Raw genomic sequence first — 13818 nt, forward strand, 5'->3', positions numbered from 1 at the left:
GGGGGACATAAATGCTGCTCCGGCTGGACAGTTCTCTATTTTTCTTTGCCCCTGCCATACATCCTCTGAAACAACTGTGCCACATCGACAAAATAATCCGTGAGATAGTTAATCACCACCTGCACCTTGAGTGGTAGCTTGTCTTTTTCGGTATACAGGGCGTAGACCGGACGCGGGTCTGACTGATAACGGGGCAACAGGATCTCCACTTCGCCACGATTGATCTCATTGATCACCCACATCAGTGGGACATAGGCAATTCCCGCGCCTGCGGCCAGCCAGCGCACCAGCGTCATAGGGTCATTGGTTACGAAGCGTCCCTGTGGGATGAGGCGAGTAGAAATCCCCTCCGGGGCAATAAGCTCAAATTCATTATCGGGTCGTACGCTGTATTCCAGCCAGGAATGATTACTGAGGTCGGCTGGTTTTTCCGGGGTACCGAATTGGGCGAGGTAATTTTTCGCGGCACAGACCACCATCGGCATGGTCCCCAGGCGACGCGAAAAAAGACTCGAGTCCTGCAACGCACCCACACGGATAACGACGTCCAGGCCATCGGCGATTAAGTCTGGTGCCGGGATGCCGGTGACCAGATTTACCGTCAGGCCAGGGTACTCTTTCAGCATTTTTGCCGTCAGTCCGGCAAGGACATTTTGTGCCATGGTTGAAGAACAGCCAATTCGCAGGGTACCAATTGGCGTGTTGTTAAAGGCATAAAGCTGCTCGTGAACATCCTGCGCTTCGTGCAGCATTCTGCGGCAGCCCTGATAATAAATCTTACCCGCCTCGGTAAGCCCAATGCTACGTGTGCTGCGGTTTAGCAGCTTAACCTGTAGCTCATCTTCCAGTTTTGATACCGTCTGGCTTATCGATGAAACACTCATTTGAAGCTGTCTCGCGGCGGCGGTGAAGGAGCCTAACTCGACAACTTTGGCAAACACCGACATTCGTTTTAATCGTTCCATTGTTCACTCTGGCTTAAAAGTGATTTAGATCACATAATATAGATAACAGCATAACAGTTACGTTAATATATTATTATTCAAATAACTGCTGTGTCGCTCTCGCCTGGCTAATCCTTGCCCTTCTCTGCGGTGACATACGCTAAAAAAATCAATCATCTGCACTCTCTTAAGCTACCAAGGTCAACATGAGTCTGTTTCCCGTTATCGTGGTGTTTGGTCTTTCCTTCCCACCGATATTTTTCGAATTGCTTTTGTCACTGGCGATTTTCTGGCTGGTGCGCCGGATGCTAGTTCCGACTGGCATCTATGATTTTGTCTGGCATCCGGCTCTGTTTAATACTGCGCTGTATTGCTGTCTTTTCTATTTAATAACGCGCCTGTTCGTTTGAGGTTGAAGTGAAAACACTAACAAGAAAACTCTCCCGCACGGCCATGACTCTCATACTGGTCATTCTGGCCTTTATCGCCATTTTCCGCGCATGGGTCTACTACACCGAATCGCCGTGGACGCGTGATGCACGTTTCAGTGCTGATGTTGTGGCAATTGCACCGGATGTCGCGGGCTTAATCACTGATGTTAACGTTCATGATAACCAACTGGTGAAAAAGGATCAGGTCCTGTTCACTATCGACCAACCGCGCTATAAGAAAGCCCTCGAACAGGCTGAAGCGGATGTCGCCTATTATCAGGTACTGGCACAGGAAAAGCGCCAGGAAGCGGGTCGTCGTAACCGGCTTGGCGTTCAGGCAATGTCTCGTGAAGAGATTGACCAGTCCAATAACGTATTGCAAACCGTATTGCACCAGCTTGCAAAGGCGCAGGCGACACGCGACCTGGCGAAATTGGATCTTGAACGAACGGTCATTCGCGCCCCAGCCGACGGTTGGGTGACTAACCTTAACGTCTATTCTGGCGAGTTTATTACCCGCGGCTCCACGGCGGTAGCGTTGGTAAAACAGCACTCTTTTTATGTGCTGGCTTATATGGAAGAGACCAAGCTGGAAGGTGTTCGTCCGGGGTATCGTGCTGAAATAACACCACTTGGCAGTAATAAGGTATTGAAAGGCACCGTTGATAGCGTAGCGGCTGGTGTAACGAATGCCAGCAGTACGCAGGATGCAAAAGGTATGGCGACCATTGATTCCAATCTTGAATGGGTACGTCTGGCACAGCGTGTGCCGGTGCGTATTCGTCTGGATGAGCAGCAAGGCACCCTGTGGCCGGCCGGTACTACGGCCACCGTCGTCATTACTGGTAAGCAGGATCGCGATGCCAGCCAGGAGTCGTTTTTCCGTAAAATAGCGCATCGCCTGCGCGAGTTTGGTTAATCGTGATGGGTATTTTCTCCATTGCCAATCAGCATATCCGCTTTGCGGTAAAACTGGCATGCGCCATTGTGCTGGCGCTGTTTGTTGGCTTTCACTTTCAACTTGAGACACCGCGCTGGGCGGTGTTGACTGCGGCAATTGTGGCGGCTGGCCCGGCCTTTGCTGCGGGTGGAGAACCCTATTCCGGCGCTATCCGTTATCGCGGTATGCTTCGTATTGTCGGAACATTTATTGGCTGTATTGCCGCACTGATCATTATTATCAGCATGATCCGTGCGCCGCTGCTGATGATCCTGGTGTGCTGCATCTGGGCCGGTTTTTGTACCTGGCTCTCCTCGCTGGTGAAGATCGAGAACTCCTATGCCTGGGGGCTTTCGGGCTACACGGCGCTGATAATCGTCATTACCATTCAGGCGGAACCATTGCTGACGCCGCAATTTGCGCTCGAACGCTGCAGCGAGATCGTGATGGGGATCGTCTGCGCTATTGTAGCCGATCTGCTCTTTTCACCCCGTTCAGTGAAGCAGGAGATCGATGTCGAACTGGACAGCCTTCTGGTGGCGCAGTATCAACTTATGCAACTGTGCATTAAGCACGGCGACAGTGAAGAAGTGGATAAAGCCTGGGGGGATTTAGTCCGTCGTACTGCGGCGCTGGATGGTATGCGCAGCAACCTGAACATGGAGTCCTCACGCTGGGTACGCGCCAACCGCAGACTTAAAGCATTGAACACGTTGTCGCTGACGCTCATTACTCAATCCTGTGAAACCTATCTTATCCAGAACACGCGACCGGACCTGATTACGGACACCTTCCGTGAGCTGTTTGATACGCCAGTTCAAACGGTGCAGGACGTACATAAGCAACTCAAGCGGATGCGGCGCGTGATTGTCTGGACCGGCGAGCGTGACACGCCGGTGACGATATATAGCTGGGCAGGTGCTGCGACACGCTACCTGCTGCTCAAACGCGGTGTTGTCAGCAATACCAAAATTAGTGCGATTGAAGAAGAGATCCTGCAGGGTGAGCCGGTAGTGAAAGTGGAATCCGCCGAACGTCACCATGCGATGGTCAACTTCTGGCGTACCACGCTTTCCTGTGTGCTGGGAACCTTGTTCTGGCTGTGGACCGGCTGGACGTCAGGTAGTGGCGCGATGGTGATGATTGCGGTCGTTACCTCACTGGCAATGCGTTTACCCAATCCACGTATGGTAGCGATAGACTTTATCTACGGCACGCTGGCAGCATTACCTTTGGGGGCGCTCTATTTTCTGGTGATTATCCCCAATACCCAGCAAAGTATGTTGTTACTGTGCCTGAGCCTTGCTGTGCTGGGATTTTTCCTCGGTATCGAGGTACAGAAGCGGCGTTTGGGCTCCATGGGGGCGCTGGCGAGCACGATTAACATTATCGTGCTGGATAACCCGATGACGTTCCATTTTAGCCAGTTCCTCGACAGTGCGCTGGGGCAGCTTGTGGGATGTGTGCTGGCGTTTATTGTGATTCTGTTGGTGCGTGATAACTCCCGTGACAGAACAGGCCGCGTGCTGCTCAATCAGTTTGTTTCAGCCGCAGTCTCCGCTATGACCACTAATGTGGTTCGTCGAAAAGAGAATCACCTTCCGGCGCTCTATCAGCAACTGTTTTTACTGATGAATAAATTTCCCGGCGATCTGGCGAAGTTTCGTCTGGCGCTGACGATGATCATCGCTCACCAGCGTCTGCGTGATGCACCTGTACCGGTAAATGAGGATTTATCTGCGTTTCATCGTCAGCTCCGTCGTACTGCCGATCACGTTATTTCAGCTGGAAATGACGACAAACGCCGACGCTACTTTAGTCAGCTGCTTGAGGAGCTTGATATCTATCAGGAAAAATTAAACATCTGGGAAGCCCCGCCTCAGGTGACGGAGCCTGTAAAACGGCTTACGGGTATGCTGCACAAATATCAGCACGCCCTGACCAGCAGTTAAGAGTTAAAAACCGACGCCAGAAGCGTCGGTTTTTTTATGGCTATACTTATTCGATGTGCGTAAGCCATGACATCAGGAGGAAAAAACTATGCCTGGACTGCAGGAGAGTGAACTTTTTCAGACGGGATATCTGGTTAATGGGCAGTGGAAGACCCTGGATACCACCTTTGATGTGGTAAATCCGGCGACGGGGGAGGTCATTGCAAAGGTGGCGAAGGCGGGTAAGCAGCAGACTGAAGAGGCGATTGCTGCTGCCGCAAACGCTTTTCCGGCGTGGCGCGAAAAAACGGCGAAAGAGCGTTCGACAATCCTCTATCGCTGGTATGAACTGATCCTCGAAAACAAAAGCTGGCTGGGGCGTCTGATGACCATTGAACAAGGGAAGCCGCTGAAAGAAGCCGAAGGTGAAGTTGAGTACGCCGCCAGCTTTATTCAGTGGTTTGCGGAGCAGGCCAAACGCGCTAATGGTGAGATTATCCCTCCGATTAAACCAGGCTCGCGAATTCTCGCTACCCGTGAACCTGTTGGTGTAGTCGCTGCGATCACTCCGTGGAACTTCCCGATGGCGATGCTGACACGCAAACTTGGGCCCGCGCTGGCTGCGGGATGTACCGGGGTGATTAAGCCGGCCAACAATACGCCGCTCAGCGCGTTTGCGCTGCTAACGCTGGCGAAAAAGGCTGGTGTGCCCGATGGGGTGCTTAACGCTGTCGCGGGCAATACCCCGGAAATCAGTGATGCAATTATGGCTAGCCATAAAGTGCGTAAAATTTCCTTTACCGGCTCCACCACTGTCGGAAAAACGCTGGTGCGTAACGCGGCCGACACGATGAAAAAAGTCTCGATGGAGTTGGGCGGCAACGCCCCATACATTGTGTTTGATGATGCCGATATTGATGCCGCGGTGCAGGGGGCCATCGCTAACAAATTCCGTAATGCGGGTCAGGTGTGCGTTAGTGTTAACCGCTTCTATATTCAGGAATCCATCTATGACGAATTTACCCGCAAACTGGCGGATGCTGTCCAGGCGCTGAAGGTGGGTAATGGTCTGGATGACGGTGTGGTGGTTGGCCCGCTGATCGAGCCTTCGGCAGTAGATAAAGTGCGGGAACATGTTGAAGATGCTATTGCAAAAGGTGCGACGGTTCTGGCGGGAGGAAAAGCGCATTCGTTGGGCGGTAACTTCTGGCAGCCAACGGTACTGAGCAATTGCAACGAAGAGATGAAACTTGCCCGTGAAGAAACTTTCGGACCCGTCGCGGCCTGTTTCCGCTTTAGTCGTGAAGACGAAGTTATTCAGCGCGCTAACGATACTCCTTTTGGGCTGGCTGCTTATTTCTATACGCAAAACCTGCAGCGTGTATTCCGCGTTTCGCAGGCCATTGAAAGCGGCATGATTGGTATCAACGAATGTGCCGTTTCAACCGAGCTGGGGCCATTTGGTGGGGTAAAAGAGTCGGGGTTAGGGCGTGAAGGATCGGTGCTTGGATTAGAAGAGTTTCTGCAAGTGAAGACCTTGCATATTGGTGGTCTGTAGAGTAACCGACGGCGGGATGGTGGCTATAGATGAATATCTATACGTTTGATTTTGACGAGATTGAAGATCAAAGTGATTTCTACCGGGAGTTTACGCGTACCTTCGGCCTGGCCCGGGAAAAGGTCAGTGACTTAGATTCTCTGTGGGAAGTGGTTGTCGGGGAAGTATTGCCGTTGCCGCTGGAGATTGAGTTTGTGCATTTGCCGGATAAGCAACGCAGACGCTATGGCGCGCTGATTTTGCTGTTTGATGAAGCGGAAGAAGAGCTGGAAGGGCAATTGCGCTTTAACGTTCGTCACTCATCTTAAGAGATAAAAAAAGCCCCCGGCAGCGGGGGCAAGTCGTCGGACTAGACGACGAGGGTTTATTTGTACAGTTCAGCAGTTGCGTGCCAGTGAGCCCCTTCACGGAGTTCAGTAACGCGATAGCTGCTGGCGCCCGCTTTTTCTGCTTTGGCGACAATTTCCTGACGCATATCCATTGGTGAGCTACCAATCTGAGACACAGAGATAGTACCCATGGATTGCAGATTCTGTGCTTCTTGTGAGTTCACCTGATTTACCGCAGCGCTTGCGCCGAAAGAGATAACAGACAGAAGGCTTAAGGTTGCAACAGTAGTTTTGATTTTCATGATATTTACCTCGTCGAATACTTTTATTGGGGTCTTCGTTTCGTGACCCTCATCACAGAATCAAGTATACACTAATCACTCAGTAAATTAATACCACGCTAATGGTTTCGTCGGGTATTATGGGTTAAAAAATATATTTTTTATAACCAAACGGAATTAAAAATACGCTTCAGTACACCGGGATTAAAATAAGTTCAATAAAATCATATTGATATGTGATTTTGCAATTTGTGCGTTTTTGATGATTATCATTCACTATGTGAATGCTTTATAGCGGTTAAACGCACTATCTGTTAAATGATTAGTAGTGAAAAACAGTGGCGTGGGTATGAAAGGAAGGTTTTTCCCCCGCCGCATGATGCGACGGGGAAGGGGTTACAGCTCTTGTTCGAAGAGCTCCAGAATAGCTTCGTACAGATCTTTTACCGTAAAGCCCATCGCTGGGGTGGTGAAGATGGTATCGTCTCCGGCAATCGTCCCGAGGATACCTTCCGCTTTACCCAATGAGTCCAGCAGGCGGGCAATTAATTGTGCTGCGCCTGGGCTGGTATGAATGACCACGACAGCATCGTTATAGTCGATATCCAGTACCAGATTTTTCAGCGGGCTTGAGGTTGTTGGAACCCCCAGTTCTGCCGGGAGGCAGTACACCATCTCCATTTTTGCATTGCGGGTACGCACTGCGCCAAACTTGGTCAGCATGCGTGAAACCTTGGACTGATTGATATTATCAAAGCCCTGATCCTGCAACGCGAGGACGATTTCGCCCTGAGAGCTGAATTTTTCTTCTTTGAGCAGCGCTTTAAACGCCTTTACTAATTCTTCTTGTTTAGCCGAGCTTCGCATAAGTCACCCGTAATATGGCGGTAGAAACAACATTATTGTGCATACAGATGAATTTTTATGCAAACGGTCTGCCTCGTTCAAGGCTGAAATAATGTTATGAAAGAGCGGAATTTTATCAAATTTCGTTATCAAGAAACATGCCTGTGTCACGGCTCGCAAATAAGATTAAAAGTAAATTAAATGTTATCAAATTGATGTTGTTTTGAGAGGGCGGTAGGGTATATTGTCAACACCTGTTGGAAAGTTGCTCTACTGGGCGGTTGTTTTGAATTACGTAACTTAGGATTTATTTTACGTAAGTTAAATGCATAAAAGCCAAATTTGCGTGACTACGCATTCTTGACGCGTGGTTATTGAATTCGTTGGATTTGTGAATTAAGGTCGCCGCCGCGGAGCAATAGACATTTTGCTTATCAATATAATAAGGAGTTTAGGATGAAAGTTGCAGTCCTCGGCGCTGCTGGTGGTATCGGTCAGGCGCTAGCATTACTGTTAAAAACCCAACTGCCTTCAGGTTCAGAACTCTCCCTGTACGACATCGCTCCAGTAACTCCTGGTGTGGCCGTTGACTTGAGCCATATCCCTACTGCTGTGAAAATCAAAGGCTTCAGCGGTGAAGATGCCACCCCTGCACTGGAAGGTGCTGATGTGGTTCTGATCTCTGCGGGTGTCGCGCGTAAGCCGGGTATGGATCGTTCCGACCTGTTTAACGTTAACGCAGGCATCGTGAAAAACCTGGTGCAGCAAGTTGCTAAAACCTGTCCAAAAGCATGTATTGGTATCATCACTAACCCGGTGAATACGACCGTTGCTATCGCTGCAGAAGTGCTGAAAAAAGCAGGCGTCTACGATAAGAACAAACTGTTTGGCGTAACTACGCTGGACATCATCCGCTCCAACACTTTTGTTGCGGAACTGAAAGGCAAACAGCCTGCCGATGTTGAAGTCCCGGTAATTGGTGGACACTCTGGCGTGACCATTCTGCCACTGCTGTCACAAATTCCTGGTGTGAGCTTCACCGAGCAGGAAGTTGCTGACCTGACCAAACGTATCCAGAACGCGGGTACCGAAGTTGTGGAAGCTAAAGCTGGTGGCGGTTCTGCAACCCTGTCTATGGGTCAGGCTGCGGCACGTTTTGGTCTGTCACTGGTTCGTGCCCTGAATGGCGAAAAAGGCGTAGTGGAATGTGCGTACGTTGAAGGCGATGGCCAGTATGCGCGCTTCTTCTCTCAGCCGCTGCTGCTGGGCAAAAATGGTGTGGAAGAGCGCAAGTCCATCGGTAAACTGAGTGCATTTGAACAGAATGCGCTGGAAGGTATGCTGGACACGCTGAAGAAAGATATTACTTTGGGCGAAGAGTTCGTTAAGTAATGCTTTCGTGTCGACCAGATAAGACGCTTCTGCGTTGCCATCAGGTTTGACGTATAAAAAAACCGGAGTAATCTCCGGTTTTTTTACATCCCAATTATACTAGTTTGTTGCCGGGTATTCCTGAACCGTCACCTGGAGCGTCAACTGTTTATCATCGCGCATCACAATGACTGAGATAACCGACCCGGGGCGAATTTCAGCCACTTGATCCATGGTCTCCAGGGCTGATACCGCAGGTTTATTGTTGACCGAGATAATCAGGTCGTTAACCTGAATACCTGCCTGCGCTGCCGGACCATCCGGGGCGACTTCGTTAACCACTATCCCCTGAATTTGATCCATCCCACTGCCCTGAGCATGCAGCGGAGCAATCTCACGACCACTAATACCGATGTACCCACGAATAACGCGTCCGTCACGAATCAGCTTATCCATGATTTTGGTTGCCAGCTGGAACGGAATGGCAAAACCAATCCCTTCAGGTGTCTCGCCATCATTACTTTTATCAAATGACAGCGTGTTAATACCCATCAACTCACCCAACGAGTTGACCAGCGCGCCGCCCGAGTTACCGTGGTTGATGGAGGCGTCTGTTTGCAGGAAATTTTGCCGCCCTGTTGGGTTCAAACCAATACGACCGGTGGCGCTGATGATCCCCTGGGTGATTGTTTGCCCAAGGTTGTACGGGTTCCCGATGGCGAGAACGACATCGCCAATATGCGGAACGCGCTTGTTATTTATTGGGATGGTTGGCAGTCCGCCAGAAGCGTTGATCTTTAGTACCGCAAGGTCGGTCAGCGTGTCGGAGCCGACAAGCAGGGCTTCAAACACACGCCCATCTTGTAAAGCGACGATGATTTGGTCGGCATCATTGATAACGTGTTTGTTGGTAATGATATAGCCGCGTTGATCCATGATAACGCCCGAGCCGAGTGTACGGATCTCGAGCTGGTTATGCGTCGTGCTATTCATACTGCGGTTGTAAACGTTAACCACGGCAGGCGCAGCGCGACGAACCGCCGGATTATAGCTGGCGGGTGTTTCATCTGCACTGTCGAACTGTGGTGCGGAAAGCGTATTAATTTTGCGCAGAGAGGGCATCGCGGCCAGCAGAATGGCGCCGACGATTAAACCAATCGCGACCGAACGTAAAAGCTTCACAAACATGATGGCGGCGTCATTAAAAAAGGGAACGGCAGCAGCATATCACGAGTTTACCGGACATCACACGGCAGGCTGATGTCCGGTTCGCATAGGTTAACGCAGGAGCAGATAGATATTATCGTTACCGCGTACCACCTGCAGAGCAATAATCGATGGTTTCGCTTCCAGAACTTTGCGCATTTCAGCAATCGAGTTCACGCGATCGCGGTTAACACTGATGATAACGTCATCTTTGTGCAGACCGGCCTGCGCGGCAGGGCTGCTTTTTTCGACGTTATCAATTTTGATGCCTTTAGTGCCGTCTTTTAACTGACCATCGCTGAGCGTTGCCCCCTGTAGCGCAGGTGCAATCATTTCTGCGCTGGCAGATGACGATGTGCTGGTGTCCAGGGTGACTTCAACTTCCAGTGGTTTGCCGTTACGTAGCAGTCCCAGTTTAACTTTGGTACCCGGCTCGGTTGTCGCGATGCGCGAACGCAGTTCAGCGAAACTGTTGAGCGGTTTGCCGTTGAGACTGGTAATGACATCACCGGATTTCACTCCAGCCTTCGCAGAGCCGGAGCCAGGCAGAACTTCACTGACAAACGCGCCGCGCTGCACATCCAGTTTGAACGCTTTGGCAATATCGGCAGTCATTTCCGTGCCTTTAATACCCAGCAGGCCGCGTTTGATTTCACCAAACTGCATCAACTGCTGAGCCAGCGTGCGCGCCATGTTGCTTGGGATAGCAAAGCCAATACCGATACTGCCGCCGCCCGGAGCCAGAATGGCGGTATTAATACCGATCAGCTCACCATTCAGGTTCAGCAATGCGCCGCCGGAGTTACCGCGGTTAATAGATGCGTCGGTCTGAATAAAGTTTTCCAGACCCTCCAGGTTCAGACCGCTACGGCCTAACGCCGATACGATACCTGAAGTTGCCGTTTGTCCCAGTCCGAACGGGTTACCGACTGCTACGGCGAAATCACCTACACGCAGTTTGTCGGAGTCGGCGATGGCAATTTGCGTCAGATTGCTGGGGTGTTGAATTTGCAGTAGCGCGATATCGCTCTGCTCGTCGCTACCGATAAGCTTGGCGTCGAACTCGCGGCCATCATTAAGCTGGACACTGATTTTTTGTGCCTGATTAATGACGTGATTGTTGGTTAAAACATAGCCTTTTGCGGCGTCAATAATAACCCCCGACCCCAGACCTTCGAACGGTTGCGAAGGTTGGTCTGGCAGTTCATCGCCAAAAAACTTTTTGAATTCTTCCGGGACTTTCTGTCCCTGTCCCTGAACGGCGGTACCCTCGACCCTCACGCTAACGACAGCAGGTAACACTTTCTCCAGCATTGGGGCGAGGCTGGGGAGCGCTGCCTGACCGGGAACCTGGCCGGGTATCGACGCAATGGCCTGAAACGGCGCCGAGAGAGTTAACCCGACACTTAACGCTAATGCACTCAACAGCTGGGTTTGTTTTTTCATTGATCCTGCTCTCGTACCTTGAGTAAACGGAAGATGATTCAAAACAGTTTGATGTTATTGAATTTTGGGTTTGGTCACAATGCGGCTAACGACTAAATAATAGCTGGGAAGGGAAGATAAGCGGAGGGCGCAATTGCTGCGCCCAATAAATTTCTTAACGATGTGCAGTTAGTCGCGCTTTGCGCCACTACGCAGCAGGCCGGACGCCCCTTCGGAATAGTCACGCGGCATTTGAACCGGAGCCTGATCGTTTCCTGCTTCAGACTCTGCCAGACGATTACGGAATGGGTTGGATTCCGGTGACATACCTGGAAGAAGGTTGCTGGAGCTTTTCGCCATATGCTGATAGATCTGACGATAGTCGTCCGCCATGTTGTCCAGCAGCTCAGCGCTGCGGGCAAAGTGGCTCACCAGTTCCTCACGGTACTCTTCCAGCTCAGCTTTGTTTTTTTCAAGTTCGTACTGCAATGCCTGCTGTTGGCGTAATTTACGATTACCAAAACGCATGGCTACAGCACCAATAATGATACCGACGACTAACCCAATTAGCGCATATTCCCAGGTCATGAACATCTCCCGTTGTCTTTTGTTTCCGTAGGGTGTTGGCTTTAGGCTCCATGCCTGCGCCTGATTATGCCACTATAACCGCTAATCCCGTAGAAGTGGAATCCCGTCTTTATATCGCGTAGTGTAGAACGGCCTTTTTTTCGTCAACCGTGAGCGACGGCACATCGATTCTCAAGGAATAACAATAACATCATGCAAAGCCTTTCCCCGACATCGCGTTACCTGCAGGCCCTCAACGACGGCAGCCATCAACCTGACAACGTACAACAAGAAGCTGTGAATCGGCTGGAAACTATTTTCCAGGAACTCACAACCCGAACACGTCCTGTGCCGCAGGAGAGTGGGCTGATGGCCCGTTTTGGTAAATTGTTGGGTAAACGTGAGCCGACGGAAAATATGCCGGTACGCGGGCTGTATATGTGGGGGGGAGTGGGGCGTGGGAAAACCTGGCTGATGGATCTGTTCTACCATAGCCTGCCGGGTGAACGTAAACAGCGTCTGCACTTTCACCGCTTTATGCTGCGCGTGCATGAAGAACTTACCGCTCTGCAAGGTCAAAGTGACCCGCTGGAGGTGATTGCCGACCGTTTTAAAGCCCAGACGGATGTGCTGTGCTTTGACGAGTTTTTTGTTTCAGATATTACCGATGCGATGCTGCTCGGTGGATTAATGAAAGCGCTGTTTGCCCGTGGTATCACGCTGGTTGCGACCTCTAATATTCCGCCTGATGAGCTGTACCGTAATGGCTTGCAACGCGCACGTTTTCTGCCCGCTATCGAGGCAATCAAACAGTATTGCGACATCATGAACGTAGATGCTGGCGTTGATTATCGTCTGCGTACGTTAACGCAGGCGCATTTATGGTTATCGCCACTTAATGATGAAACTCAGCAGCAGATGGATAAACTGTGGCTGGCGTTAGCGGGCGCGAAAGGTGAGCATGCTCCGACGCTGGAGATAAACCATCGCCCGATGCCGACGTTAGCCGTAGAAAACCAAACGCTGGCGATTTCGTTTACCACGCTCTGCGTCGATGCGCGTAGTCAGCACGATTACATTGCGTTGTCGCGCCTGTTCCATACGGTGCTGTTGTCTGATGTACCAGTGATGACACCGTTGATGGAGAGCGAAGCACGGCGTTTTATCGCGCTGGTTGATGAGTTCTACGAGCGCCATGTCAAACTGGTCGTGAGTGCGGCATCCCCCTTATATCAGATCTACCAGGGTGAACGCCTGAAGTTTGAATTCCAGCGCTGCTTGTCGCGTTTGCAAGAGATGCAAAGCGAAGAGTATCTGAAACGGGAACATTTAGCGGGTTAAACCCGCCGCAAATCACATAAAGGGGTCGATCTTTGACCCTGACTTCTCTATAATCTTGCGACCCCACGTTACGAGAGAGTTTTTTTCCCAAAACTTTCTATGTGCCGGCATAGGCTATTCGAAGGGGTAGGTTTGCTGGACAATGTCGTGTGAACCTCAACTGACAAAACGTTTGGGTGTTCACCAACGTGTAACTTATTTATTTGGGTAAGCTTTTAATGAAAACTTTTACAGCTAAACCAGAAACCGTAAAACGCGACTGGTATGTTGTTGACGCGACCGGTAAAACTCTGGGCCGTCTGGCTTCCGAACTGGCTCTGCGCCTGCGCGGCAAGCACAAAGCGGAATACACTCCGCACGTAGATACCGGTGATTACATCATCGTTCTGAACGCTGACAAAGTTGCTGTAACCGGCAACAAGCGTACTGACAAAGTGTACTATCACCACACCGGTCACATCGGTGGTATCAAACAAGCGACCTTTGAAGAGATGATTGCTCGCCGTCCTGAGCGTGTGCTTGAAATCGCGGTTAAAGGCATGCTGCCAAAAGGCCCGCTGGGTCGTGCTATGTTCCGTAAACTGAAAGTTTACGCTGGCAACGAGCACAACCACGCGGCACAGCAACCGCAAGTTCTTGACATCTAAT

General features: G+C 50.7%; 14 protein-coding genes. 8 read left to right on the forward strand and 6 right to left on the reverse strand.

What is annotated here, in order from left to right; translation table 11 throughout:
• Positions 1-35: 35 nt before the first annotated feature.
• On the reverse strand, positions 36-965 hold the full coding sequence (aaeR, locus tag SK36_RS00150) for an HTH-type transcriptional activator AaeR (protein ID WP_045448175.1): 930 nt from the start codon (positions 963-965) through the stop codon (positions 36-38).
• Between the two features lie 185 nt (positions 966-1150).
• Between aaeR and aaeX the strand changes: the two genes are divergently transcribed.
• From aaeX to SK36_RS00175, 5 genes are all read left to right on the forward strand, one after another.
• Positions 1151-1354, forward strand: coding sequence for a p-hydroxybenzoic acid efflux pump operon protein AaeX (gene aaeX / locus SK36_RS00155; RefSeq protein ID WP_003828816.1), 204 nt, complete (start codon positions 1151-1153; stop codon positions 1352-1354).
• A 7-nt stretch (positions 1355-1361) separates the two neighbouring features.
• Positions 1362-2294, forward strand: coding sequence for a p-hydroxybenzoic acid efflux pump subunit AaeA (aaeA, locus tag SK36_RS00160; RefSeq protein ID WP_045448166.1), 933 nt, complete (start codon positions 1362-1364; stop codon positions 2292-2294).
• A gap of 5 nt (positions 2295-2299) precedes the next feature.
• Positions 2300-4267 (forward strand): p-hydroxybenzoic acid efflux pump subunit AaeB, encoded by a 1968-nt coding sequence (aaeB, locus tag SK36_RS00165; RefSeq protein WP_048220468.1) that lies wholly within the window; start codon positions 2300-2302, stop codon positions 4265-4267.
• A gap of 88 nt (positions 4268-4355) precedes the next feature.
• Positions 4356-5804 carry an NAD-dependent succinate-semialdehyde dehydrogenase gene (locus SK36_RS00170; RefSeq protein ID WP_048220469.1) on the forward strand — a complete coding sequence of 483 codons (1449 nt, stop codon included), beginning with the start codon at positions 4356-4358 and terminating at the stop codon, positions 5802-5804.
• Positions 5805-5833: 29 nt separating this feature from the next.
• Positions 5834-6112 carry a barstar family protein gene (locus tag SK36_RS00175; RefSeq protein WP_045448157.1) on the forward strand — a complete coding sequence of 93 codons (279 nt, stop codon included), beginning with the start codon at positions 5834-5836 and terminating at the stop codon, positions 6110-6112.
• 56 nt (positions 6113-6168) lie between these two features.
• On the opposite strand, the gene yhcN is transcribed toward SK36_RS00175, so the two are convergent.
• Together yhcN and argR are read right to left on the reverse strand one after the other, a co-directional pair.
• On the reverse strand, positions 6169-6435 hold the full coding sequence (gene yhcN, locus SK36_RS00180) for a peroxide/acid stress response protein YhcN (RefSeq protein ID WP_045448153.1): 267 nt from the start codon (positions 6433-6435) through the stop codon (positions 6169-6171).
• 375 nt (positions 6436-6810) lie between these two features.
• Positions 6811-7281 (reverse strand): transcriptional regulator ArgR, encoded by a 471-nt coding sequence (gene argR, locus SK36_RS00185; RefSeq protein ID WP_045448150.1) that lies wholly within the window; start codon positions 7279-7281, stop codon positions 6811-6813.
• A 435-nt stretch (positions 7282-7716) separates the two neighbouring features.
• On the opposite strand from argR, the gene mdh reads away from it, so the two are divergent.
• The gene (gene mdh, locus SK36_RS00190; RefSeq protein WP_048220470.1) at positions 7717-8652 is read left to right on the forward strand and encodes a malate dehydrogenase; all 936 of its coding nucleotides are present in this window, start codon (positions 7717-7719) and stop codon (positions 8650-8652) included.
• Between the two features lie 99 nt (positions 8653-8751).
• Here mdh and degS read toward each other — a convergent pair whose 3' ends face one another.
• The 3 genes from degS to zapG all read right to left on the reverse strand — a co-directional run bounded on the left by degS (position 8752) and on the right by zapG (position 11850).
• Positions 8752-9819 (reverse strand): outer membrane-stress sensor serine endopeptidase DegS, encoded by a 1068-nt coding sequence (gene degS / locus SK36_RS00195; RefSeq protein WP_045448145.1) that lies wholly within the window; start codon positions 9817-9819, stop codon positions 8752-8754.
• Positions 9820-9909: 90 nt separating this feature from the next.
• Entirely contained in the window at positions 9910-11283 is a 1374-nt protein-coding gene (gene degQ, locus SK36_RS00200; protein ID WP_048220471.1) for a serine endoprotease DegQ, read from the reverse strand.
• A gap of 168 nt (positions 11284-11451) precedes the next feature.
• Positions 11452-11850 carry a Z-ring associated protein ZapG gene (zapG, locus tag SK36_RS00205; RefSeq protein ID WP_045448139.1) on the reverse strand — a complete coding sequence of 133 codons (399 nt, stop codon included), beginning with the start codon at positions 11848-11850 and terminating at the stop codon, positions 11452-11454.
• Positions 11851-12042: 192 nt separating this feature from the next.
• Here zapG and zapE point away from each other — a divergent pair, with 192 nt between their 5' ends.
• The gene (zapE, locus tag SK36_RS00210) at positions 12043-13170 is read left to right on the forward strand and encodes a cell division protein ZapE (RefSeq protein WP_045448136.1); all 1128 of its coding nucleotides are present in this window, start codon (positions 12043-12045) and stop codon (positions 13168-13170) included.
• Between the two features lie 218 nt (positions 13171-13388).
• Positions 13389-13817: a 50S ribosomal protein L13 gene (gene rplM, locus SK36_RS00215; protein ID WP_003025141.1), complete on the forward strand. Its 429-nt coding sequence runs from the start codon at positions 13389-13391 to the stop codon at positions 13815-13817.
• The last annotated feature ends 1 nt before the right edge of the window (position 13818 follow it).

It is taken from the genome of Citrobacter sp. MGH106, assembly GCF_001037495.1.
In the GTDB taxonomy this organism is placed as follows: domain Bacteria; phylum Pseudomonadota; class Gammaproteobacteria; order Enterobacterales; family Enterobacteriaceae; genus Citrobacter; species Citrobacter murliniae.